General features: G+C 38.7%; 21 protein-coding genes. 14 read left to right on the top strand and 7 right to left on the bottom strand.

Annotation, left to right across the window (positions count from 1 at the left end; all coding sequences use genetic code 11):
• The first annotated feature begins 54 nt into the window (after positions 1 to 54).
• A complete protein-coding gene (locus LACWKB8_RS07735; RefSeq protein WP_038524245.1) occupies positions 55 to 747 on the top strand; it encodes a 2,3-diphosphoglycerate-dependent phosphoglycerate mutase in 693 nt (230 codons plus the stop codon).
• 189 nt (positions 748 to 936) lie between these two features.
• Here the strand turns inward: LACWKB8_RS07735 and lepA are convergent, their stop codons facing one another.
• The 5 genes from lepA to LACWKB8_RS07710 all read right to left on the bottom strand — a co-directional run bounded on the left by lepA (position 937) and on the right by LACWKB8_RS07710 (position 5,367).
• Positions 937 to 2,751, bottom strand: coding sequence for a translation elongation factor 4 (lepA, locus tag LACWKB8_RS07730; protein ID WP_038524242.1), 1,815 nt, complete (start codon positions 2,749 to 2,751; stop codon positions 937 to 939).
• 1 nt (position 2,752) lies between these two features.
• On the bottom strand, positions 2,753 to 3,415 hold the full coding sequence (locus LACWKB8_RS07725) for a TetR/AcrR family transcriptional regulator (RefSeq protein WP_038524239.1): 663 nt from the start codon (positions 3,413 to 3,415) through the stop codon (positions 2,753 to 2,755).
• Positions 3,416 to 3,524: 109 nt separating this feature from the next.
• Positions 3,525 to 4,493 carry an asparaginase gene (locus tag LACWKB8_RS07720; RefSeq protein ID WP_038524237.1) on the bottom strand — a complete coding sequence of 323 codons (969 nt, stop codon included), beginning with the start codon at positions 4,491 to 4,493 and terminating at the stop codon, positions 3,525 to 3,527.
• 140 nt (positions 4,494 to 4,633) lie between these two features.
• Positions 4,634 to 4,951: a carboxymuconolactone decarboxylase family protein gene (locus tag LACWKB8_RS07715; protein WP_038524234.1), complete on the bottom strand. Its 318-nt coding sequence runs from the start codon at positions 4,949 to 4,951 to the stop codon at positions 4,634 to 4,636.
• Between the two features lie 2 nt (positions 4,952 to 4,953).
• Positions 4,954 to 5,367 (bottom strand): cupin domain-containing protein, encoded by a 414-nt coding sequence (locus LACWKB8_RS07710; protein WP_038524231.1) that lies wholly within the window; start codon positions 5,365 to 5,367, stop codon positions 4,954 to 4,956.
• Between the two features lie 204 nt (positions 5,368 to 5,571).
• Between LACWKB8_RS07710 and LACWKB8_RS07705 the strand changes: the two genes are divergently transcribed.
• The 6 genes from LACWKB8_RS07705 (at position 5,572) to LACWKB8_RS07680 (ending at position 14,778) form a co-directional block, all read left to right on the top strand.
• Positions 5,572 to 7,377, top strand: a complete 1,806-nt coding sequence (locus LACWKB8_RS07705; protein WP_038524229.1) for an FAD-binding protein — start codon at positions 5,572 to 5,574, stop codon at positions 7,375 to 7,377.
• Between the two features lie 149 nt (positions 7,378 to 7,526).
• Positions 7,527 to 8,438, top strand: coding sequence for a LysR family transcriptional regulator (locus LACWKB8_RS07700; protein ID WP_038524225.1), 912 nt, complete (start codon positions 7,527 to 7,529; stop codon positions 8,436 to 8,438).
• Between the two features lie 202 nt (positions 8,439 to 8,640).
• Positions 8,641 to 10,125 carry an FAD-dependent oxidoreductase gene (locus tag LACWKB8_RS07695; protein ID WP_038524222.1) on the top strand — a complete coding sequence of 495 codons (1,485 nt, stop codon included), beginning with the start codon at positions 8,641 to 8,643 and terminating at the stop codon, positions 10,123 to 10,125.
• A gap of 29 nt (positions 10,126 to 10,154) precedes the next feature.
• Complete coding sequence (locus tag LACWKB8_RS07690; RefSeq protein WP_038524219.1) at positions 10,155 to 11,381, top strand: nitrate/nitrite transporter; 1,227 nt, start codon at positions 10,155 to 10,157, stop codon at positions 11,379 to 11,381.
• Between the two features lie 30 nt (positions 11,382 to 11,411).
• Complete coding sequence (locus tag LACWKB8_RS07685; protein WP_038524216.1) at positions 11,412 to 13,277, top strand: FAD-dependent oxidoreductase; 1,866 nt, start codon at positions 11,412 to 11,414, stop codon at positions 13,275 to 13,277.
• A 55-nt stretch (positions 13,278 to 13,332) separates the two neighbouring features.
• Positions 13,333 to 14,778, top strand: coding sequence for an FAD-dependent oxidoreductase (locus LACWKB8_RS07680; RefSeq protein ID WP_038524213.1), 1,446 nt, complete (start codon positions 13,333 to 13,335; stop codon positions 14,776 to 14,778).
• A 94-nt stretch (positions 14,779 to 14,872) separates the two neighbouring features.
• Here the strand turns inward: LACWKB8_RS07680 and add are convergent, their stop codons facing one another.
• Together add and LACWKB8_RS07670 are read right to left on the bottom strand one after the other, a co-directional pair.
• Positions 14,873 to 15,892 carry an adenosine deaminase gene (gene add / locus LACWKB8_RS07675; RefSeq protein WP_038524210.1) on the bottom strand — a complete coding sequence of 340 codons (1,020 nt, stop codon included), beginning with the start codon at positions 15,890 to 15,892 and terminating at the stop codon, positions 14,873 to 14,875.
• Positions 15,893 to 16,081: 189 nt separating this feature from the next.
• Positions 16,082 to 17,437: a threonine/serine exporter ThrE family protein gene (locus LACWKB8_RS07670; RefSeq protein ID WP_038524207.1), complete on the bottom strand. Its 1,356-nt coding sequence runs from the start codon at positions 17,435 to 17,437 to the stop codon at positions 16,082 to 16,084.
• A gap of 281 nt (positions 17,438 to 17,718) precedes the next feature.
• Between LACWKB8_RS07670 and LACWKB8_RS07665 the strand changes: the two genes are divergently transcribed.
• The 7 genes from LACWKB8_RS07665 to LACWKB8_RS07635 all read left to right on the top strand — a co-directional run bounded on the left by LACWKB8_RS07665 (position 17,719) and on the right by LACWKB8_RS07635 (position 25,415).
• Complete coding sequence (locus LACWKB8_RS07665; RefSeq protein WP_038524204.1) at positions 17,719 to 18,474, top strand: DeoR/GlpR family DNA-binding transcription regulator; 756 nt, start codon at positions 17,719 to 17,721, stop codon at positions 18,472 to 18,474.
• Positions 18,474 to 19,388 carry a 1-phosphofructokinase gene (gene pfkB / locus LACWKB8_RS07660; RefSeq protein ID WP_038524201.1) on the top strand — a complete coding sequence of 305 codons (915 nt, stop codon included), beginning with the start codon at positions 18,474 to 18,476 and terminating at the stop codon, positions 19,386 to 19,388. Before LACWKB8_RS07665 ends, pfkB begins: the two co-directional genes overlap by 1 nt.
• A gap of 17 nt (positions 19,389 to 19,405) precedes the next feature.
• On the top strand, positions 19,406 to 21,376 hold the full coding sequence (locus LACWKB8_RS07655) for a fructose-specific PTS transporter subunit EIIC (protein WP_038524199.1): 1,971 nt from the start codon (positions 19,406 to 19,408) through the stop codon (positions 21,374 to 21,376).
• Between the two features lie 280 nt (positions 21,377 to 21,656).
• A complete protein-coding gene (locus LACWKB8_RS07650) occupies positions 21,657 to 23,357 on the top strand; it encodes a LytS/YhcK type 5TM receptor domain-containing protein (RefSeq protein ID WP_052059713.1) in 1,701 nt (566 codons plus the stop codon).
• An 11-nt stretch (positions 23,358 to 23,368) separates the two neighbouring features.
• On the top strand, positions 23,369 to 24,106 hold the full coding sequence (locus tag LACWKB8_RS07645; protein WP_038524193.1) for a LytTR family transcriptional regulator DNA-binding domain-containing protein: 738 nt from the start codon (positions 23,369 to 23,371) through the stop codon (positions 24,104 to 24,106).
• A gap of 149 nt (positions 24,107 to 24,255) precedes the next feature.
• On the top strand, positions 24,256 to 24,690 hold the full coding sequence (locus tag LACWKB8_RS07640; RefSeq protein WP_038525050.1) for a CidA/LrgA family protein: 435 nt from the start codon (positions 24,256 to 24,258) through the stop codon (positions 24,688 to 24,690).
• Positions 24,690 to 25,415, top strand: a complete 726-nt coding sequence (locus LACWKB8_RS07635; RefSeq protein WP_038524191.1) for an LrgB family protein — start codon at positions 24,690 to 24,692, stop codon at positions 25,413 to 25,415. The genes LACWKB8_RS07640 and LACWKB8_RS07635 overlap by 1 nt, the downstream gene beginning before the upstream one ends.
• Positions 25,416 to 25,441 lie beyond the last annotated feature (26 nt).

Raw genomic sequence — 25,441 nt, 5'->3', positions numbered from 1 at the left:
ATGTAAATGTGTAAAATAGTAAGTGAAACATTTAATTTGCAAAGGAGATATTTCATGTCAAAATTAGTTTTGATCCGTCACGGACAAAGTGAATGGAACCTTGAAAATAAATTTACTGGTTGGATTGATGTAGATTTATCAGAAAAAGGCGTTGAAGAAGCAAAGAATGCAGGTAAGTTAATTAAAGAACACGGTCTTAAATTTGACCAAGCCTATACTTCAGTTTTGACTCGTGCTATTAAGACTTTACACTATGCTTTGGCAGAAAGCGACCAACTTTGGGTTCCCGAAACTAAGAGCTGGAGATTAAACGAGCGTCATTACGGCGGTTTACAAGGTTTAAATAAGAAGGCTACTGCCGATAAGTACGGTGATGAACAAGTTCACATTTGGCGTCGTTCATACGATGTTTTGCCACCAAAGATTGAGGATGACTCAAAATACAGCCAAGTTCAAGATCGTCGTTACGCCGATCTTGACCCACACATTATTCCACGGACTGAGAACTTAAAAGTTTGTTTAGAAAGAGTTATGCCATTTTGGGAAGACCACATTGCTCCAGACTTATTAGCTGGTAAGAATGTCATTATTGCCGCTCATGGTAACTCACTTCGTGCCTTGACTAAATACATCGAAAACATTTCTGACGCTGATATTATGAACTTGGAAATGAAGACTGGTGAACCAGTAGTGTACACCTTTGATGAAAAGTTGAATGTCACTAACAAAGAAAAGTTAGACGACTAATTTAGAATCTAAAAATAAAATTCCTAACCATCATGGTTAGGAATTTTTTAGTATCTGCGACTCATTTGTTACTTGTGATTAAAGCGTCAAGTTGCCGACCATCTTGTTCAGTATATTCTCGTAATTAAAATTTAAATTATTAAAAGCGTGAAAAATTTCGTTTTTCACGCTTTTAGTTTGCTTTAGTTTTTAATCTGGTTCGTTAATATTTAAAATAGCATCAAAGACACTTTGGGGCAACTTGATATCACTTTTAACAGCCTGTCTCTTATTTAGACTTTGTCTGCGTAAAAGCTGTTGTTTCTTTGAAATACTCCGTTTTTCGCCATTAACTGCCGCATTCTTGCGCAAAGGCGGCACGTCGACTCTTGCAATTGACTTGTTTTCCACCATTGCTTGCACAGGCATCGGATACAGGCGCCGCGGCACAGTATATTTCAGTTTTTTAACTAATTTGTGCGCGATCAAATCTGCTTTTTGGCGGGGCACAATAATATCTAGAGCATCAACAGCGGCGTAGTTAATTTGAATTTGAATTTTGACTACATCCACAAGTTCATAATCCAGAAATTCAGTATCAAGAGTCGCAAAACCATGAGTAATTGATTTTAAACTATTGAAAAAGTCATAGGCAATTTCGGAAACCGGCAGTTTATATGTTAATGTGACTAAATCTTGTTGATTATCTAAATTAACCATTTCCCCAAAATGCTGGTCACATAATTTCATGACTGCTCCCAAATAGTCATTGGGCGTAGTAATTACCGCTTTAACGTAAGATTCTGTGACATAGTCAATTTCGGAAAAATCAGGGAATTTAGCTGGATTGGTAATTGTGACATATTCTTGCTTTGGCTCAGGTTGCTTGGGATAAACATGGTAGGTCGCGTTGGGAGCAGTTGTCAGCACTTCCACGTGGTATTCATCACGCAAACGTTCTTGAATAATTTGCAAGTGAAAAATGCCTAAAAAGCCGCAACGAAAACCGGCATCAAGGGCTTCGGATTGCTCTGGCGTGTAATGAAAAGCTGAATCATTAAGTGCCAACTTACTAATAGCCTGCTTTAACGCCTCATAGCTGGTTTTTCCTTTAGGATAAAGACCAGCATAAACCATTGATTGTGCGGGTTTGAAGTGCGGAATTGCATTTTTAGTCGGATTGTCTGCAGCAGTTAGGGTATCGCCCACCTGGACGCTGGCGACGTCCTTAATTCCTGTTACTACGTAACCAACTTCTCCAGCGTTCAGAGCTTTCACTGGCTGCATGTTTGGTGTGAAAATTCCTATTGCTTGTGCGTTAAATATACTGCCGCCTTGCATTAACTGGAGTTTTTGTTGGTTTTTTAACTGACCGTCAATTAGTCTGACATCTGCAATAATTCCCTGATAAGAATCATACTGCGAATCAAAGATTAACGCTTTAAGAGGTGCATCTGGATTTCCTTGAGGAGCCGGGATTTTTTGGTAAATTGCTTCTAAGACTTGGTGAACATTTTCGCCGGTTTTAGCAGAGATTTTTAAAATATCCACATCAGCAAATTCGGGGCGCAGCGCACGTATTTGCGCTTCTGTTGTCGCTACATCGGCAGCTGCATTATCAATCTTATTAATAGCCGGAATGATAGTCAGATTATGCTTTAAAGCTAAACGTAAATTAGCTACCGTTTGTGCTTGCACGCCTTGGGTTGCATCAACTAATAAAATAGCACCATCGCTGGCAGCCAGACTTTTAGAAACTTCGTAAGAAAAATCAACGTGTCCCGGAGTATCAATTAAATTGTATTCGTATTCCTGACCGTTATCTGCTTGATAAAAGTTACGCACTGATCTTGATTTAACCGTTACTCCGTGCGCTTGTTCTACTTCCATGCTGTCGAGCAGTTGGTCGCTTAATTGTCTTTTGCTGACAGTATCAGTTTGTTCCATAATTCTGTCGGCTAAAGTTGACTTACCGTGATCAATATGGGCAATTATGGCAAAATTTCTAATATTAGCAAGTTTCATTCTATTTAGCTCCTTCCAATTTTTGTGCTAATCCTTGTAAATAAAATAGCATTAATTGATTGGCTTCTTGTTCGAGGTCGATTTGAAAACCCTTAAAGTCGACGGGCAATTGATCGTGGTGAAATTCATCTAAGTTCATCATATTCATTAAGCCGCTAATAATGGCACTTTGAATAATGAAAAGGTGACTGGCCTGTTTATCGTCTAAGATGGTAATACGCTTAGCAATGGCTTGCCCTAATTGATGATTTACCTGATATAATTTTTTGCGACCGAGCAAAGTTTGTTCTTTATCTGCGGCTGTTTCTAAAATTGGACCACGCAAAGCGTTAAGACGTAAGAGATCAGGTCTTTTACTAATTAACAAATGATTTTGCTCTAGTAAAAAAGAAGAAAATGCCGACCAAGTAGTAATATTTTCGGCTGCTTGAAAACGAAGCAGAACGTCTTTTAGATAGTCTTGGTATCCAGAAAGCAGCAGGTACATAAAGATGCTTTCTTTAGTTTTGAAATAATTAAACAGCGTTCCTTTGGCTACACCGGATTCACGCGCAATGCGGGCCATGGATATTTTGTTAAAATCATTTTTTTGAAATAATTTGCTGGCAGCCGCCGCAATCAGTTGTTTTTTAGCTTCTTTTTCTTGGGGAGATAAGACATACATAATTATTTTATACTCTTTTTATTCAACAATGACCAACGGTCATTTTACAAATAATTGCAAATTTTTGCAAGAAAAAAACCACCAAAGAGAAGGTAGTTTTATATATAATTTAATTATTAATATATTTCTTTAATTGTTGTCCTTTAAAGCCAGCACTTAGACCTACTAAAAGCTTAATTCTGGCTTTTTGCCCATTTAGACCGCGGCAGAAAATGATGCCCATTTTAGCTAAACTAACGCCGCCGCCTTGATAATCATAAACTGGTTCTGCGATACCATTAAAACAGCGTGAAACTAGGACTAGGGGGATATTGTTATCAAGCAGTTTTTGTAATTCCGGCAGTGTTTGCGGGGGCATGTTGCCGGCTCCTAAAGCTTCAATCACAATTCCATTAGTAGTCGGTTTATTTAAAGCTTGAAAAATTTCTGGTCCCATGCCGGCGTATGCTTTAACCAAATAGACATTTGAAACTACATGGTCAATTGGCAAATGCTGCTGTGGATTAATAGTTTGGACATAATTAACGTGTCCTTCTGAAACAATTCCGATCGGACCAAATGTAGCTGTCCTAAATGTAGCGACATTTGTAGTATGGGTCTTGGTTACATAGCGAGCAGGATGAATCTCATCGTTCATGACGACCACTACACCTTTACCAATAGAAGCATCTGAACTGGCAACCATTATTGCAGTTTTGAAATTGTACAGGCCGTCACTGCCAATTTCGTTTGAAGAACGCATAGCTCCCGTAACTACCACAGGCATTTTGCTGGAGATTGTTAAATCTAAAAATAACGCTGTTTCTTCTAAAGTATCAGTGCCGTGTGTAACAACAGCACCGAAAAAGCCTTCTGCTTCAGCTTGGCGTATCCGTAAAGATATCTGCAACATACGCGCCGGAGTGATGTGTGGTGAAGGTAGATTGAAAATTTCCTCAGTAACTAATTGGACATCATCGTTAACGTTTAAAGATAGATCAGTCAGAGGGTTTTGGCTGTTAGGCTTAATTTTCCCTGTTTCGTCCTCTGACATTGAGATGGTGCCACCTGTGTGTAAAATTAAAATTTTTTTACTCATATTAGTTTACTCCTGTTTTTTATTTGATTGTTCTTCTAAAGGTTAGCATAATTTGCAGGGTGCAGATACCGTTAAAGGCTTTTGATTTTGGAACAAAAAAACAGCTGGTTAAAAAGACCAGCTGTCTTAACTTAAAAACTTTAATCCGTAAAGACTTCTTGTGCTAAACCAAACGCAGACCATGCTTTGGGCCAACCGCAATAAAAAGCAAGGTGGGTAATTAATTCAACCATTTCATCTTTAGTAATGCCGTTTTTCTTGCCGATAACAATATGTGACTTGAGCTGGGGAAAAGCCCCTTGTGCCATTAAGGCAGCGCAAGTGATTAAACTACGGTCACGTGCAGATAGTTTGTCTTCTCTTGACCAAACTTCACCAAATAAAATATCGTCATTTAATTCCGCAAATTTAGGAGCAAAATCACCTAAATTATCTCTGCCGGCAGTTTGTTTCTTCATTTTTAATCCTCCAATTTCTGATATTCTTCATCTGTCACTGGTTCAAGCCACTTGGGAGTTCCAGCAGTAATGGCAATGTGGGCAAACCAGCTGTCTTTGGTTGCGCCATGCCAATGTTTAACACTGTCATGAACTACCACTACATCACCAGGGCGCAATTTACGTGGTGCTTTGCCTTCTTCTTGATACCAGCCCGTACCAGCTGTTGCTAACAAAATCTGAAAGCCGCCAATATGCTGGTGCCAATTGTTGCGACACCCCGGTTCAAAACTAACGTTTGAGACACTCACGTTAATAGAGGGATCGCTGACAAGGCTTTGCAGATAACTCTGACCAATAAAATATTTTTGATAAGCGGTATTTTTGTCACCCAAGTTAAAAATGCCATTTTGCACATCACTTTGATGGTCGTTCATTTTTTACACTCCTTTTTTATAATTTGTTATTGTTACTTTAATCCTTAATGTGCAGTTTAAGTCAAGTGCTTTACCGTTTAAAAATAGCAATATATGCATTTTATTAATAATTAGGAATTGTTTTTTGACTGCCGTATTTTATAGGAAAACAATGTGATAAAATCAACTTATTAAATGAAAGCGATTTATATTAAGGAGATTATCATGATTTATCATAAAAATTTTGCATGGGATGCTAATTATGATGTTGTTGTATTAGGATTTGGTGGTGCTGGTGCCACTGCCGCCCGGTTTGCGGCAGATAATAACGCTAAGGTCCTGCTGGTAGATTCTGCTCCAGAAGGACATGAAGGCGGTAATACTCGTTATTCCGCTCAATTAATTGGTACTGGAAATGACTTTAATGAATTGAAAAAGTATTATCAGGCGTTAACCGCCCCAATGGAACTTGATGAAGATATGATTGATACCTATGTTCAAGGGATGGTTAATACTCCGCAATATGTTTCCCAGTACTTAGGTGTCAAACCAAATAGTGCTAAAGAATATGCACCAGATAAAAGTTATGCTTTTAGGGAATTTCCTGAGTTTGAAGGTTCGGAATCTTATGATTTCACCACTGTTACTAAACATTGGTTTGACGCTTCTTTATGGCAAATTTTGAAAGAGCAGGTAGTTAAGCGGCAAGACCAAATTGATGTTTTATATGGCACACCTGCTGTAGAACTAATTCAGGATCCGGAAAGCAAAAAGATCTACGGTGTGGTCATTAAACGCGACGGCAAACTATTAAAGGTTCAAGCTAAAAATGGTGTCGTCATGACGACTGGTGGTTTTGAAAACAACCAAAGAATGATTGAAGACTTTATCGGAGCAAAAAGATTGGCTCCTTTAGGTACTCTTTATAACAAGGGTGACGGTTTGAGAATGGCGCAGGAAGTTGGCGCCGACTTTTGGCATTTGCACAACTTTGAGTCTTTGGGGTTGCTTCATGGTATGGCTTTTGCAGTGGAGAAAGGACAGCGTGGTCGGTTAATGCTGGGAGCACAAAATAAAGCTGTTTCTAGCGGCAGTGTCTTTGTAATAGGAGATGATGGTACCAGATACTTCAACGAGGCAGAAGAAAATCGTCATGGTCACATCAAGAACCATGGTCAGTGGAAAGTGCCACTAAACCAAGAGCACCCGTACTTAATTTTTGACGAAAGCAAAAAGCAGGAGTTGGATAACGATAAAATTATTGGTGATTACAAGCCATACACAGAAAATGTCATTCGGGCTGATTCTGTTTCAGAATTAGCTGCAAAAATTGGGGTTGAACCGGTAGTTTTGTCTGATACTCTTAATCGTTTCAATAAAGCATGTCAAAAACAAGATGATCCTGAATTTAGAAGGAATCCGGCAACTTTGCGCGCATTTACCGGTAACACGATTTATGCCGTCAAACTGGAACAAACGATGCTTAACACTCAAGGTGGTCCAAGAAGAAATAAGAATGCAGAAATTTTGGATACCAGAGGAAAAGCCATCCCTAACCTTTATTCTGCTGGTGAACTTGGCGGTATCTGTGCTAACCAATATCAAGGCGGCAATAACTTGGCAGAATGTTTGATTTGGGGCAAGATTGCCGGAGAAAATGCGGCTAAGCCCAAAGTTGATGAAACAACCGATGCAGCAAGTGGTGCTACTATGCATGAAAAGCATTTAACCTCCGACCTTAAGCATGAAACTTATGAAGCAGGGAAAAACCAGTACATTGGTAAATCTACTAAAGGTATGGGCGATGAAATAGTTGTGCGGGTAACCGTTGATGAGCAAAAGAATTTAAAGAATATTGAAGTTTTGAAACAAGCTGAATCAGACGATTATGGTTTGAAAGCTATCAAGGCTTTGCCTGCAAAAATGGTACAGGCAAATACCGTTGACGTTGATGCAGTCAGTGGTGCTTCAAGCTCGTCTCGTGGTCTCAAAGACGCTGTTAGAGATGCCTTAAGTAAAATTGCTAAGTAGATTATTGTTAATAAAAAGGGTCATTTTAGTTAAATGGCTCTTTTGTATACGCCAAAACAAAAATATAGGATTTAAATGCTATTTTTATATTAACTGTTTTTTAGTATAATATACATAGTAACAATTACTACTTTTGGTGAGGTAATAAAATGAATTTTACTCAATTACGCTGTTTTATCAAGGCTATAGATAATTCCAGTTTTACTATTGCAGCTGAGCGCTTGAATTTCTCCCAGTCTGCAGTTTCTAAAAACATTAAGGATCTCGAGAATACTATTGGTGTCACTTTAATTAACCGTGCACATCACCGTATTTCCTTGACAAGTGCTGGTAAGTATTTTTACCGTGTTGCTCGTAACGTAGTGGACGATATGGATTACACAGTAGCGTACTTGCAAAGTAAAAAAAATGATCCTGAAACTCTTTTGCGAATAGGAGTCTGTGATACACCTTTTGAACAAAAGATTTTACCAATTTTTTTGCGAAAGTTGCGTGAATCTGGAAGTAACTTAAACATTCAGTTTGTTTTTGTGCTTAATAATTCTATTGGTGAACTTCTTAACCATCACGTTGATTTATGTGCGATTGCGCGAGAAGATGTTGATGTTGTTGAGGATATTCACTTCGAGCCAATGATTCAGGGTAAAGTCGTTGTAGCTTGTCCCAAAGGTTCTCCTTTAGCTAAAAAGTCTAAAATCTCCATCACTGATTTAGTTGACCGGGATGTGTTTTTACTTGATCCTAACAGTTCTTTAAATGTGCAATTAAATTTTCAAACTGCCTTAATAAATAAATTAGGTATGGATCATATTAAGTTCGTACAAGATTTTTTAGCTATGGATATATATGTTAGAGGTGGTTGGGGCTATGGTATTTTACCCAACTTCATTGCGGATTATCAGTCAGAAGGAATTAAATATGTTCCCATTGATTATCATGATATTTCACCTTATGGAATTGCATACATGGAGAGCTTTACTAACGATTCTGTACTTGAAAAAGTAGCAAGTACATTGAAAAAGGCAATAAACGAATATTTATCTGAAGATAAAAATAAGTAATGCACAAATAGAAGCTGTTTTTAAAATGTTTGTAGTTGACGTAAAAACGTTGATTTTACAAGCATTTTTCTTTTTGCATTTTTAATTGACATGTTCTGCATTCCATTTAGTAATTCTTAATTCTAAATATGGTGCATAAATTCACTAGATTCATAGTATTATGAAAACGGTTAAAGGATTTATTTAAAAGTGAGGGATAAAAATGGAAAATACGTATGATGTAATTATCGCTGGTGCCAGCAACTCCGGTGGTATGGCAGCATGTGCAGCGGCAGAAAAGGGAGCTAAAGTCTTGTTAATTGATAAGCAGGGCAGCTCACAATTTCTTTATCGCTCCTTTTTTGCGGCTCTTGATAGTAATGCTCAAAGAAGGGCTGGAATAAAGGTTGATAAAGCTAAATTAATGAACTTTTTGACCTTATTTTTCCAAGATAATGTCGATGAGCGTCTGCTTTGGACTTGGGCAAACCACGCAGATGAAACAGCTAACTGGCTGGAAGACAATATCTTGAAACCAAATGGTGGTATTTTAAAACCACAAAAGGATGCTCACTATGAAACGGTTGTTAATACCGCTTTTAATACTGAACTTGCAATTGCTACACCTGATAATGGCTGGGCTCATTACGGTGACTGGGTAATTGATAAAGTCAAAGAATTAGGAGTTACCCTGAAATACAATACTAAACTTGAAGAACTTGTCACAGATGATAGTGGTGCAGTGACCGGCATCATTGCTAGTGATCGTGCTAGCGGTGAAAAAACAGAATACAAAGCTAACAAGGGTGTCATTATTTGTACCGGTGGCTATGGCGGCAACGTTGAATTAATGAAGAAATGGGATCCACTTGGCTACAAGAAGAATGTTTATTCAGATGGTCCTCGTGATGATGGTTCCGGTATTCTGGCAGGACTTAAAGTGGGGGCTGCCCGTGATGAAGAACCAGCTGAAATCATTTTTGACCGTGGTGCTGTTCCGGTTGGCACCAATGCTGAAGAACATTATCAAATTGACTTTAAGGGCCCCGGTTATTTCTGGATGGGTGCATACCCAATGCTTAAAGTTAACTTAAATGGTGAACGTTTTGGTAACGAGAGTGTACCTTATCAATTTGATATTAACGCTATGGCTAAACAGCCTGGCTATTTGGAAGCACAGATTTGGTCAGAAGATACTATGGATCACCTGGCACAATTTAAGACTCAAGGCTGCTCTCGTTTAGGCTGGCCTGGTATTTACAATACCGAACAAAACAAGGCTGAAATTCAACGCAGAATTGATGATGGTATGGTGCAAAAAGCAGATACCATTGAAGAATTAGCTGAAAAACTGAATTTGCCAAAAGATAATTTAGTTAACAGTGTTAAACGCTATAACGAAATGTGCGCCAAAGGCGTCGATACTGATTTTGGTAAAGAAAAATTTAGATTGTTCCCAGTTGATAAGCCACCATATTACGGTGTCATTATGGGTGGACGACTTCTGGCAACGCTTGATGGGTTACGCATTAATCCTAAGATGGAAGTCATTGACAAAAAGGGTCAGCCAATTCCTCATTTGTATGCGGCTGGTAACGCCAGTGGTGGCTTCTTCTGGGGTAGTTACCCAGACCGTATTCCAGGTCTTACTTGCAGTCACGCTCAAACATTTGGTCGTTTGGCGGGACAAAACGCTGCTGAAAATTAGTTTTTATTTAAAAGGAGCTTTATAAAATTATGGATCAAAAACAGTTACCTAAACTTTCAAGTTATAGGTGGGTAATTTTAGCAATTGTGGCGTTGCTTGATGCAACGAGCAACTACATTCAATTTCAGGTTTCAGCCTTGGCTGTTCAAATTATGCCAGCTTTGCATATTTCACCAGCACAATTACAAAGTTTAGGTATGGCACCAATGCTGATCGCCGTCTTTCTTAGTATACCTGCAGGTTCACTTGCAGATAAATTTGGTGCTAAAAAAATCGTTACTTTCGGATTAATAGTTTCTTTAATTGGTGCCTTTGGCCGCTTAATAGCAACTAACTTTGTAACATTAATGATTATGTTACTGTTGTTCGGAGTATATATGGCACTTTTAAATGCAAACACATTAAAAATTTTTGGTGCTTGGTTTAAGCAAGATACTAACTTGGCAATGGGCGTTTTCTTTGCATCAGCTAGTATAGGGATTATTTTAACTCGTATTACTAGCCCATTATTCCCATCAGTCAAAGCAGCTTACACATTTTCATCAATTTTACTTCTTGTTTTAGCAGTTTGCTGGATGGTGTTTATAAAAGACGCCCCTCAGGACGAACAAATTCCACAAGCTCAAATAAAACAGGGCAAATCCGAATCATCACTTGATTTCTTTAAAAAGGCTGCTCATAGCAAGATGACTTGGATTGTAGCTGTCAGTGTAGGTGTAGGTATGGGCGCAAGCGAAGCTTTCTCCAATATTATGCCTACTGCCCTTGCAGCAAGGGGAATGACAGTTATTCAAGGTAACAGTGTTGCGGCTATAGCTACTATTGGTAGTCTTTGTGGTTCATTATTTGGTCCAGCTATAATTGGTAAAGCTAAAAAAGCTAAGCCAATTATGATTGTAGTAACTCTGATTGCTGGGCTCCTGATTGCACTTACTTGGTTTATTCCACTTGGCTTGCCACTAACCATTTCTTTAGTACTTGGTGGATTATTCGGTGCAATGACTGGTCCGTTAATGCAAGCAATGCCAATTACTTTCCCAGAAATTGGGCCAAAATATGCCGGTTCAGCAGGTGGTTTAATTGGTACAGTGTCATTATTATTCTCATACTGTGTACCAGTTATTATCTCAATGATTGCAGGACGTGACTTTATGTTAACGTTTATTATTCAAGGCATTGTTTTAATGTTAACAACTATTTTCATTGGCATTTTACCTGATGCTAATGCTGCTAAAAATGCTCGTCGTGGTAAATAATTGATTTAACTTTGAAAGGAATTATGAAATATGGCAAAAAAGATAACTGCAAATCCAGGTAAATATACCGGCTCAGGTCAAGGTAAAGAGAGCCGGATTAACCTTGAAGTTGAGGTTGACACTGATAAAATCGTTAACGTTAAACCACTGGATAAATATGCGCCAGAAAGCTTAGCTGATAACGCATTTAAGAAAATGGCGCAAAAGATTATTGACCAACAATCGGTTGATGTTGATGTGGTTTCTGGTGCATCTGAAACTTCACGCGGTATTATCGAAGGAGTCAAGGAAGCTCTGAATAAAGCTGGAGTTGATTTCAATGCTCTGAAAGAAAACGGTGGACAAGCCGCTGGCAAGAAAGAAGAAACAATCAACGTTGATGTTGCTGTAATTGGCGCTGGTGGTGCCGGTGTAGCAGCGGCTTTAGCTGCCCGTCAATATGGTGCAGAGGTGGCTTTATTTGAAAAAACCATTTCACCCCTAGGTGCAAGTACTTTTGCTGGTGGTATGTTTGCCAGTGATAGTCAACAACAAAAAGATCAAAATGCGGTTGTTTCTAAGAAATGGCTTTATGACGAATACATGGATGCTTCTCAAGGATACATGAATTCAATTCTTGTTCGTCGCATTATTGATGAGGCAGGTAAGACAGTTGACTGGCTAAATGAAAACGGCGCTATTATGAAATTAGTTGACGCTGGTACTGGCGGCAGTTACGATCACATTGGCATGCCGGCTACACTTCATGGTTATCAAGAAGGCGGTACTAAGGCAGTAACTAAATTGATTGAAAAATTCAAGTCAATCGGCGGCAAGATGTACTTCGGTTTTGCTGGTAAAAAACTACTGCAAGATGACGCAGGCAAAGTTACCGGCTTAATTGCCGAAAGTGATGATAAATCACTACATGTTAATGCTAAAAAAGTCGTTATTGCTACCGGTGGTTTTGGCGGCAACCCTGAAATGCGTAAAAAATATTTGGGAGATGTCAGCACACAAGGACAGGTTTTACAAAACACTGGTGACGGTTTGAACATGGCCTGGGATGCCGGTACTGCTCACCATATCAACGGTTCAACCCACTACTTCTGGCAAACTTTCAGCAACAAAGATGTGGGTGATATGGCTAAGCTTGTCGGTCCAAATTGGATGCCGGTTAACGCTTTGGCCAACTTCCCTAACTTGCGCGTAAATAATCGCGGTCAACGTTATGCTAGTGAAACGCACGCCCTAGATTTTGCCGTTCACGGTGCTGAATTATCAGAACAACCGCAACAAACAGAATTTGTCATCTTAGATCAGGCAATGCTGGATAAGATCAAAGAAGGCGGAACTGCCGCAATCGAAGATCACTATGGCAAGTGGAAGAACCACCGTGAATTTTACATGGAATTTAATTTCCCAACTGATACTGATGAAAACATTAAGCATGAACACGAAAAGACAGATTTTACTGCGCTTTTGAATAAGCTTGCATCAACCAATGTGGTATTTATTGCAGATACAATTGCTGAACTAGCTGAAAAAATGGGCGTAGACAAATCTAATCTGCAAAAATCAGTTGACCAATACAATAACGCTAAGAAGAAAGGTGAAGATGATCTCTTCTTCTCAGATACCAAGAGAATGATACCTGTAGAGCACGGTCCGTTTTATGCAGTTAAGTTTATTGCCCGCAACCTTGGTACTCTTGGTGGAGCAACAATTGATGAAAAAATGCACGCATTAGCACCAAATGGTGAACCTGTGCCTAACCTGTACGTAGCAGGTGCAGATGCTTCTGGCATGTATGGCAAAGCATACGTCGATTTTGAAGGTGGTACTTTAGGCTTTGCTTATATTTCAGGTAGACTGGCTGGAATTGATGCGGCTGAAACTGCCAAAGCTGGAAAATAGATACGTTCAAGACTATGAAGAAAAATTACAGCATAACTTTAATTTGAGGTAGAGTATGACACAAGAAAAATATGATGTAGTCATTGTAGGAGCAGGTCTTTCCGGCTTTGCCGCTGCAGATGAAGCTGCTGATAATGACTTAAAGGCTTTGCTGGTTGAAAAAGGCAAGACAACTGGCGGAACCGGGAATTATGTAGAAGGTGTGTTTGCCGCTGACTCTGAATTGCAAAAGAAGGATAATGCTACTCTTGATAAGGAAGAATTACTTAAAGAGGAATTAACTTATTCGCATTACAAGGCTGACGGCAAAATGTGGCAAAAGTATATTGCGAATGCCGGTAAAAATGTTTCATGGCTCGAGGGCCACGGCGCCGAAATCGGAATGGTTGCTAATTTAGGTTCTGGTGCCAGAACTTGGCACTTGTTTAAGGGCAAGGGTCATGATGCCATTCATAATGGCTTAGAACCGTATGCTAAAAAGAAGGGCATAACCATTGCTACATTAACGAGAGTGACTGACTTAAAGAAAAATGCAGACGGCACTTATGATGTTACGTTAACTAATGTCATTGAAAAAGTGACGAAAGTGGTTAACGCTAAAAACGTTGTTTTGGCAACAGGTGGATACTTAAATGATCAAAAATTATTAGAAAGTACGCCACACCAAAATCCTGATAACATTATTCCAGTTAACTCTGGTAAAAATACCGGAGATGGCTTGAGATTAGCCTGGAAGTTAGGTGCTAAAAAGTACTTTACGGGAATGGCCATGATGTTTGGCGGTCAATTGAAAGATAAGACTGTCCCTTCATTCAAGCTCTGGGGTACAGCTATCTGGAGTTCAGTTTGTGATCAACCACAAATGTGGGTCAATGAACTCGGTGAACGTTTTGTCGATGAAAGCGCAGCTGTAGTTAACTGGGCAAATGAAGGCAATTCAATGAACCGTCAGGACCGGGTTTTCTGTATCTTTAGTCAAAAGATTTTGGATGACTTTACTGACAAGTCATATCCAAGGTCGATGAAACCGTTTGTTCCAGAAGACAGATATCCAACTTTACGTGCCGACATTGAGCAAGCTGAAAAAGATGGTCGCGAATACTTGCACAAGGCAGCAACTTTAGAAGAACTTGCTCAAGAAATTGATACCCCTAACTTAGTTGCGTATGTCAAACACTATAATGAAATGGCTGCCAATGGTGAAGATACTGATTTCCATAAGCCAGCTAAATACATGCTGCCAGTTGATGGCAAGGGTCCATTTTATGCAATTGAATTGGGCGTTGGTGCCTACACTACCGGTGACGGCCTGCGAGTTAACACTAATAATGAAGTATTGGATACTAAAGGTAGACCAATTAAGGGCTTGTATGCTATTGGTGGCGATGGTTCAGCCGTTTTGTATGGTGATACCTATGGCGTTAATATTCCTGGCACGCATGCAGGATATTGTATCTTTTCAGGACGTAACGCAATTAAAGCAATTGCAGCCCATAAGTAAAATAGTCAAAAAAATAATTTCAAAAATAAAACATTATACCAGCGAAAAAGCTCACTCATATAATATGAGTGAGCCTTTTTGTGTGTATTTTAAATTATGCTTTTGCTTTTACAAAACGATCAATTTCATCTAAATATAATTGTTTTTGGCGTTGGCTTATCCAAGAAGTTTCAAAAGAATTCTTAGCAAGCTGCACTATTTGGTCTTGGGCAAGATCATATTTTTGTGCTAGAGCATAGTAATTGTCACTAATATAACCCTTAAAATAGGCAGGATCATCCGAGTTAATTGATACTTTGACACCCGCATTTAATAGATCAATTACTTCTTGACCTTTCATTTCTGGTGACACAAAGCTATTAGACAGAGGGCAAGATGTTAAGCCTATCTGTCTTTTGGCTGCTAATTTTACCAAATCTGGATCTTCCACAATGTTGGTACCGTGATCAAGACGTTCAACTTCCATAATTTCTAGAGCTTGACGGATATGTTCGATTGAATCTTTTTGATCAATATCACAGTGGGTAGTGATATGAAGTCCAGCAGCAGCTGCATCTTCAAATTGCCGGGCAAATTTTAGCGGAGGATTATTATGTTCATCAGAATCAAGTCCAATGCCAATAATTTTATCCCGGTATTTCAAACCTTCCTGCAGTGTTTTTCTAGCTGATTCCTTTGAAAAATCACGTAAAAAGCACATGATCAGATGAGCGTCGACATTTAAAGCGCGGGCATCAACCGTAGCTTGATAAAGCCCATTTAGAACGACTTCAAAGGGGATGCCACGGCTAGTATGGGCTTGGGGATCAAAAAAGAGTTCAACGTGCCGTACATTATTGGCAGCTGCCTTAGTTAAGTAGCCCCAAGCCAAGTCGTAAAAGTCTTCTTCAGTTTGTAAAACATTCATTGCTGGATAATACACGGCTAAAAATGATGCTAAGTCATGATAATTATATGTTTTTTGGACATCGGCAATGGTCGTTTGACCTATATCAACATGATTGCGTTTAGCTAATTTTAGTTTCAGTTCTGGCTCTAAAGTGCCTTCAATATGCAAGTGCAATTCGGCTTTAGGCAGGCCACGGGTAAATTCTGGTGTAACGACTGAACTCATATAATCCTCCTTAATAATGTTCTTGTTTTTAAACTATTATCTTAGTTTAGCATAATTTTTATCATAAAAATATAGTAAAATACGAACAAATTCAAGAAAATTAAAATATACGTTCCTAGAATAAATGAGCGCAAATAAAATACCTAACTAAAAATATAGTTAGGTAAAAAGAATCATCCTTGAATAAACTTAATCTGCATGCCGCCATTTTGCATCTGTTAAAATCCGAGCGGTTAGTAAACCGATTGGCAGGGCAGTAATAATCATTAAAGCATCCATAATCCAATAAGCACCAACATTAATGTTAGTAATGCCAAAATTAAAGACAGCACGATACATGTATAAACCGGGAACCATTATTACGATTGCAGGCACGGTGATTGCAATGCGAGGGAAACCAACTTTATCACGGACAAAACTGGCAATTAGTCCTGCTAACAATGCTCCGATAAATGCTGCTAAGGCGGCCGGAACGTGATTAAATTCAACTAGGCTAAGGCGTAATGTATTTGCCAACGCTCCAATAATTGCTGCTACTGTCGCCATTGATACTTTAGCATTAAACAAGATTGAAAAGCCAAAAACACCACAGAAACTGGCGATCATTCTTAAAATTGTCAATAGCACTGGACTAAGAGCAATTTTGGGCATTGTACCCGGAGATAAGTTGAGCATAGTAGCCATACCCCAACCAACCATTGATGCAATCATAACAACTAATATTGCGTAGGCCAGTCTTTCCAGACCGGATCGCATATCAAGTTTTGACATATCAAGACCAGAAGTAATAAAGGGAAATCCGGGAATGACATAAAGCATTGATCCAATATAGCCATACGCATGATTATTTCCCCAACCAAAAAGTATTGTCCCTACTTTAAAGCAGATGAAGTAGACCGCGCAGGAAATAGCCACACCAACAGTTATTTTGGCTACTAGAGTAATTTTTTTCTGTCCTAATAATTGCTGCAAATAGTTACCAATGAGCGCGCCAAAGAATGTACATAACATCTCCGGTATTCCTCCACCAAGCAGAAAAATAAAACTGGCGCAGGCTAAGCCGGCACTCAAGGCAGAAATGATTAAAGGATAATTTTGAGTATGGCGCTCAATTTGATTCAACTTGTGGTGAACTGCACCAATTGTCCAATAATCATTTTCAGTTTCAAACTTTCTGACAAAATCTTCCATTTCATTGAGCTTGTTCATATTAACTTCCGTAGCAGGTAAGGAAAGAGTTTGTGAGTAAGACTTGTTGTCAACGTCGAAACAGGTATAACTAATATTTACTAGGCCAATGTCTGCTGAACAAGTGATTTTAAGTGCACGGGCAATGGTATTCATAGAATCACGTACGCGCCAAGCCCCAGTACCACATTGAAGTAGCATTATGCCAATTCTGCCGACTAAAGATCCTTTTTCTACTAAGGTGATATCTTTGACTAAAGTATCATCTGGACTTTTGAAAAACTCTTTCCAATGAATTCTCATGTGGTGTTTATTAGATATCTTCGGATATGATGCTGGAGACTGGCTGTCTTTCATAATTGAATTTATCACCTTTCTTTTTATAATATTTTAATTTTACCATACACATGGTTGAAACAATTTTGCAGGCTTAATTGGGACAAAAGGCTAAGGTAAGCAGATTGACTGTTATTCATGTTTTCTTAGGTAAATTATCGTTGAAATTATTAAAGTTTATTCGCGATCATCTTTCTTTTTCGCTATTAATGAATGATTTTGCCAGAAAATGACAAATTATGATTGAAAATGATTGCTTTTAATTATTAAACCGCATAAAATACTGTCTGGAGGTGAAATGTATGCTAACGCCAGAAAGACAAAAAGTAATTGAAGACTACGTTAACCAGCATGGACTATGCCGAGTTAGTGATCTCTGCTCAATGACTTCGACTTCGGAGTCAACAATCAGAAGGGACCTTAATCAAATGGCACAAAAAGGTTTGGTCAAAAGAGTGCATGGTGGCGCGCAGTCAGTTAAAAGCTTTACCCATGATGTATCGCAACACATTCGTTTTTCTATGAACCATAGTGATAAAAAGGCAATCGCTCAGTATGCTGCTAAAAACTTTGTCCATAAAGATGATTACATTTTTATTGACGCAGGTACGACAACTTATGAAATGGTTCCTTTTGTTGCTCTAATTCCGGGAGTAACGATTGTCACTAATGGTTTAGAAACAGCACTATGTGCCCTTAATCACGGGATTGAGGCTATTCTTTTAGGTGGACGTATTAAGGAAAATACGCACGCTGTAGTGGGTCAAACAGCCCTAAAGCAACTGCAGGAAATGAATTTTTCCGCCAGTTTTGTTGGGACTAACGGACTTGACTCTAATGGCAATTTGACCACGCCTGATACTGAAGAAGCAGCTATTAAAAAAATTGAAATTGCACGGGCTGATCAGGCATACATTTTGACCGATACTTCTAAAATTGGTGAGCGCAGTTTCGCGACTTTTGCCCAAGCTGGGGATGTTACCATCGTTACTACCGCATTGAGCACAAAAGACAAAGAACTACTGCCAGCCAAAATTAATTTGAAGGAGATTTGCTAATGATTTATACGGTTACAGTTAATCCAGCTTTGGATTACGTAATTCAATTAAAGCAGGTTAACCGTGGTGAAGTTAATCGCGCAGATAACTGCTCATTTCTAGCTGGTGGTAAAGGAATTAATGTTTCCCAAATTCTCAATCAGCTGGATATTGACAATACAGCCTGGGGCTTTGTCGGTGGTTTTACCGGTAAAGAGCTGGTACGTCAACTTAATCAGCGACACATCGTTAATGATTTTGTGACCATTTCTGATGTGACCCGTGTCAATGTGAAAGTTCACGCTGAAGAAGAATCTGAAATTAATGCCGCTGGGCCGAATATTACTGCTCAAGAAATAACTGCTTTTAAAGCTCGTCTTAGCGATTTACAAAAAGGCGATATTGTTGTTTTAAGTGGTTCATTAGCTCCTAGTTTGCCAGTTGATTTTTATAAAGAACTTTTGCCTACTATTAAAGAAGCTGGAGCAGACTTTGTAATTGACACCACTGGTCAAGCTTTGCTTGATACTTTGAGCTATAAACCGCTGGTAATTAAACCCAATCATCACGAACTGGCCGATCTGTTTAATACCACTTTTGCTTCAGATAAAGAGATGCTTGAGTGCGCACGCAAATTGCTTGACATGGGTGCACAAAATGTTATGGTCTCCATGGCTGGTAAAGGTGGCTATCTGATTACGCCAAAACATTTTTATCATGCTAAAGCAGCTGTTGGAACTGCAGTTAATTCGGTTGGAGCTGGTGACTCAATGATAGCTGGTTTTGTTGGTACTTATGTAAAAACAAAGGACCCAGCTCAAAGCTTCCGTATTGGTATGGCCTGTGGTGCTGCCACAGCCTTTACTAAGGATATTGCAGTTAAAAGTCAGATTGATGCGGTTTTGCCGCAAATTAATGTTGAAGAAATTTCGTAATTTGAGGAGAATTTAAAATGAAAATTAAAGATATTTTGGCTCCTGAATCCATGATTATGTCGCTTAAAGCGACTAATAAGGAAGATGCTGTTAAGGAAATGGCAGACTTGGAAGTCAAAACCGGTATCGTCAATGACGAAGATGAATTCATCAAGTCAATTTGGGCTCGCGAAAATGAATCTACTACTGGAATTGGCGAAGGCATTGCGATGCCACATGCCAGAAACAAGACTATCAATAAGGCACGTGTACTTTTTGCTAAAAGCAAAAAGGGAATTGACTACAATTCACTTGATGGTCAACCGGTTCATTTATTCTTTATGATTACGGCGCCAGACGGTGCTGATAATACTCACCTTGAGGCTTTAGCTAAATTGTCCGGGTTATTAATTGATCCTGATCTGGTTAACGCTCTTAAGAAAGCGCAAACCCCTGAAGAAGTAATCCAGCTTTTTGAAGACGCTGAAAAACAAAAAGATGCCGCTAAACAAGCTGAGAAGGAACAAGCTGCAAGTACGAGTGACAGTAAGAAGGAAGAAAAACCTTTAATTGTCGGCGTTACTGCATGTATTAACGGCATTGCCCACACTTACATGGCTCAAGAAGCTTTGATTAAAGCCGGTAAAAAGCGTGGCGTTGATGTGCGCATTGAAACCAATGGTTCAGAAGGTGTCAAGGATAAATTGACCGCCGATGAGATTAGCCGTGCCCAAGGTGTTGTTATTGCGTCGGACAAGAAGGTTGATATGCCTCGTTTTGATGGCAAGCCGCTAATTTCTCGTCCAGTTGTTGACGGTATCAACAAGCCTGATGAATTGATTGACAACATTTTGGATTCTAAAGCCAGCGTTTACCATTCAAACGGTGAAAAGAGCAGTGACGATAGTAACAACTCTAAAGAGGGCGTATGGGGTTCAATTTACAAGAACCTTATGAACGGCGTTTCTCACATGTTGCCTTTTGTTATCGGCGGCGGTATCTTAATGGCAATTTCCTTTATTGTAGAAAACTATGCTGGTGGACCAAAATCTCCTGCATTTATTTTCTTGAACAATGCCGGTAACATGGCTTTTGCGTTCATGGTGCCAATTTTGTCAGGTTACATCGCTGAATCAATCGGTGACTTGCCTGCTTTAATGCCCGGTTTTGTCGGTGGATTTATGGCCACAGTATATAGTGGTGCCTACGGTGGTGCTTATGTTGCCAATGTAGTAACTAATGCAAAATCACCTGCAGGGTTCTTAGGTGGTCTGGCTTCTGGATTTATTGCTGGTTACTTAGTAGTCGGCTTAAAGAAATTGTTTGCCAAGTTGCCAAAATCACTTGAAGGGATGAAGCCAATGCTCATTTATCCAATCTTGAGCCTGTTCTTCATTGCCCTGATCATGTATTACATTGTTAACCCAATCTTTAGTGCTATTAACTTTGCAATTACTAATTTCTTGAACCAAATGGGTACAGGCAACTTAGTAGTTTTGACTACTATTTTAGCTGCCATGATGTCAATTGATATGGGTGGACCTTTCAACAAGGCTGCTTATGTCTTTGCTTCAGGCGCCTTTGCCAATGACCCGCACTCAACTGTTGCCGCTGTGATGATGGCAGCTGTAATGGTAGGTGGTATGGTACCGCCATTTGCGACCGCGATTGGCACAACTTTCTTTAAGAACAAGTACACTATGGATGAGCGCCGCGCCGGTTTAACTAACTGGATTTTAGGCTTTTCATTCATTACTGAAGGGGCTATTCCGTTTGCTGCAGCAGATGCTGGTCACGTTATTCCTTCATGTATTATTGGTTCGGCTGTCGGTGGTGCTCTAGTCGGCTTATGGCGCATTGGTGTTCCCGCACCTCACGGTGGACTATGGGTTTCTCCACTTGCTAACCACATTTTACTTTACTTTGTTGCTACAATTATCGGCTCCATTGTTGCAGGCGTAATTTTAGGTCTGTGGAAAAAGCCGATCGATCAACAAGAGAATAAATAATCAATTCAACTATTTTTAAAAATTGCACTAAGCTGTTCGCCAGCTCGGTGCTTTTTTATTAATATTATTTTTTTACTTAGATTTTTTCAGTTCGTGAATTTGAAAGCCTATTTTTACCATTTAAAATATTATTTTGCGCAGTTGAATACGATTTCTATTGCTTATGTTGAAAAATTTGCGATACTTATATGGTATAAGTGGTGCATTCCAACTTAGTTTAGAATTGGAGAATAACGTGTTTAATTTATTCGTATTATTGTCAGAACGCCTGGGTATAATTATGATTTTGGCGTTTCTCCTTGTTAATATGCGCTTTTTCAGAGATTTAATTGAAAAACGGACTCTTAAATCACAAATTTGGCTGTTTATCATTTTTTCATTATTTGTGGTGATTGCTAATTTAACAGGCGTGGAGATATCGAGTTCAAAAGAAATAGTCACCCCCCTTATTCTGACAGAATTGCCTCAATCTGATTCAATTGCTAATACGCGTATGCTGGTGATTACTACGGCCAGTTTAACTGCTGGTCCGTATGTAGGACTTTTAGTTGGTTTAGTGGGCGGATTGCACCGGGTAATTTTCGGTGGCTTTTCCGATTATTTTTATATTGTCAGTTCAGTTTTAATTGGCTATTTAATCGGCGTTTTAGGTGATAAAGTTAAGAAAAATAATCTATACCCCTCAACTTTTTGGGTAGCAGTTTTATCTTTCTTAGCAGAACTAATACAAATGGCCTTTATTTTTGCATTTCATGGTTTTGGCTTAATCAAGTTGATTTTTATTCCCATGATTTTGCTCAATACGATTGGCTCATCTTTATTTATCGAAATTTTAAAAACCTATCTTTCTAACGAACGACAATTGCGCGCTGTGCAAACTAAAGATGTTTTGGAATTAGCAAATAAAACTTTGCCTTACTTTCGCCACGGGCTTGACTTTAATTCTGCAGACCATGTCTGCAGAATCATTAAGAAATACACAAATTTCAATGCTGTAGGGTTAACTGATCGTGTTAACGTCTTGGCTCATGTGGGTGCAGGACAAGATCACCATATTGCTGGGGAACCGGTCATAACTGATTTGTCTAAAACTGTGATCGCCACCGGTAAGGAAAAATTGGCACACTCTAAAAAAGAAATTGGCTGCCCTCATGAAGGCTGCCCGCTGTCATCTGCAATTGTTTGCCCTTTGCAAGTGAATGAAAAAACGATTGGTGCTTTAAAATTATATTTTTGTGCTGAACAGGAAATGACTGTTGTTGAAGAAAACTTGGTTCGCGGGTTAGCCATGATTTTTTCAGGTCAACTCGCAATTGGTATTGCGGAGCAGCAAACAAGTTTAGTCAACGAGGCTGAAATTCGGGCACTGCAAGTTCAAATTAATCCCCACTTCTTCTTTAATGCTATTAATACGATTGGTGCGTTGATGAGGGTAAATGTCGATGAGGCCCATAGAGCCTTGATGGAATTGAGTACATTTTTTAGATTGAGTTTGAAAAATGGTCAGGCAAAAGAGATTACCGTCGAACAAGAAAAACGCTATGTTAGTGCGTATACTGAGATTGAAGAATTGCGCTTTCCGCATAAATTTAAAATAAACTACGAAATTGATGTTCCAGATGATACTCTGCTGCCTTCTTTTTGCTTACAAATTTTTGTGGAAAATGCCATCAAACATGCTTTTAAGGGTAGAAAAACCGGTAATAAGATCAATATTAAACTAAGTAAAAAAGAGGACTATTTACGGATTTTAGTTAGTGACAATGGCGTGGGCATTAAGCCGGCTATTTTAAAAAGACTCGGTCAAAAGCCGATTAGCGAAACAACGGGTAGCGGAACGGCACTGTATAATTTGAATAAACGACTGATAGGCTTATATGGTACAAATAGCCAGTTGCATATTCAAACTAGTGACAAAGGAACTACTTTTATAACTGAAATTCCATTAAACCAAGCGGAAAAAAGTAATTTTGAAAGTTAGGGGAAACGTAAATGAAAATTTTAGTGGTTGACGATGAACCATTAGCGCGGACTGAATTGTCATATCTAATTAAAAAAAGTCCTGTTTTAAAAAAACAGAAGATAAAACTTTATCAAGCTGAGGATGTCAAAGAAGCACAAGGAATTTTACTTAAGTATAAGGTTGATTTATTGTTTTTAGATATCTCACTTAATGAAGAAAATGGTTTTGAATTAGCTGATGAGCTGAAACAATTGAGTTATTCTCCGATGATTGTTTTTGCCACGGCATACGATGATTATGCTGTTAAAGCGTTTGATGTTGGCGCGCTTGATTATGTGTTAAAGCCTTTTGAACAAGAGCGGATTGATCAAGCGTTAACCAAGGCAGTAAAGATTTTAAATACTGAAGATAATAACTTAAAGAAGCGTGAACAAAAGAAAAGCGATGTTTTAAGTATCGAACTTGAAGATCGTAATGTGATTGTTAAAAAGCTGGAAATAGTGGCAGCAACAGTTAACAATGGCATTTTGACTATTGAAACAAATAAGCAAAAATATGAAACGCGAAAAACTTTGGCTTGGCTAAAAGAGCGTTTAACAGATTCATGTTTCATGCAAGTTCATAGGAATGCGATCGTCAATATTGAAGATATTAAGGAAATTCAGCCTTGGTTTAATCATACTTTGTTGCTAATCATGGTAAATGATGCCAAAATACAAGTGGGGCGGTCATACCGCAAAGAGTTAAACGAACGCTTAGGAATGTAAAAATATTTAAAATGGCTGGTGAATATGCCTAAATGCAGTTCACCAGCCATTTTTTGCAATTCACCAGTAAATCGCTTACAAAAATCACTTTTACCAGTATCGTATTATGTGAAAGCAAGAAAGCTTAAATGAGAAAGGAAATTGATTTTATGAAGAAAGAAAAAACAAAATCAGCTCCAATTTTAGTTCAGATGTTTATCTATGCTGCAATTTTGTTTGTAGCACAAATAATTTCTGACTTAATGCCAAAGTCTTTTCCCGTCCCAACTCCAGTAATTGGGTTAGTTTTGCTATATGTTTTATTAACCTTTCATGTTATTAAAGTTGAATGGGTTGATTCTTTTGGTAGTGCATTAATCTCACTGATTGGTTTTATGTTTGTTCCATCTGGAATTTCATTAGCTGCAAATTTGAAGATTATGCAAACGCAGGGATTACAACTAATCATAGTAGTAATTGCATCTACAATAATTTTATTAGTTGTTACTGCCTACACTACAAGATTCTTTAGTTGGGTTATTAGCAAAGTTACTAATAGCCAATTGCATGTAGTCGATCATAAAAAAGTAGGAGATGTTAAGTAATGCAATATATTACTAATCCATTATTTGGCGTATTTTTATCGCTGATTGTATTTTTAATTGGTCAATGGCTATTTAAAAAATCTAAAGGTTTTTTCCTTTTTCAACCATTATTTGTGGCTATGGTCTTAGGAATAGCAATTCTAATTATCTTAGCTAAGTGCTTTGACGTAACAACGGCTACCGTTTATGCTAAAGCCTATAAACCTGGTGGTGACATCATTTTCTGGTTTATCACACCAGCTACAATTGCTTTCGCAGTGCCATTGTATAAGCGTAACGATGTTGTAAAGAAGAATTGGTTGGTTATTCTTCTAGGTTTGGTTTTCGGTACACTTTTCTCAATGGTCTTGATAACACTTGTTGCTAAAGCAGTTGGTCTAGACGCCGTGGGTATCAAATCAATGCTTAGCCAGTCAGCTACTACTGCAGTCGCAATGCCTCTGACAAAAGCTATTGGTGGTAACGCATCGGTTACTGCCATGGCATGTATACTTAATGCCGTAGTTATCTACGCTTTAGGTAAACAGCTGGTTAAGTGGTTTAATTTAAATAGTGATCCACTGGGAACTGGTCTGGGACTTGGTGCTGCTGGACACACTATTGGTTCAGCTTTTGCCTTGGAAATGGGTTCCATTCAAGGAGCAACTGCTGCTGTAGCAGTTGTGGCAACAGCTTTAGTTGATAATTTGTTAGTTCCTGTTTTTGCCCATGTAATTGGGTTATAAGTTAATAATTAATAGTTTTATGATAT

It is taken from the genome of Lactobacillus sp. wkB8 (assembly GCF_000761135.1).
Classification (GTDB): domain Bacteria; phylum Bacillota; class Bacilli; order Lactobacillales; family Lactobacillaceae; genus Lactobacillus; species Lactobacillus helsingborgensis.
The sequence above is the reverse complement of the archived record's forward strand: the minus strand, read 5'-3'. Positions and strand labels throughout refer to the sequence as shown.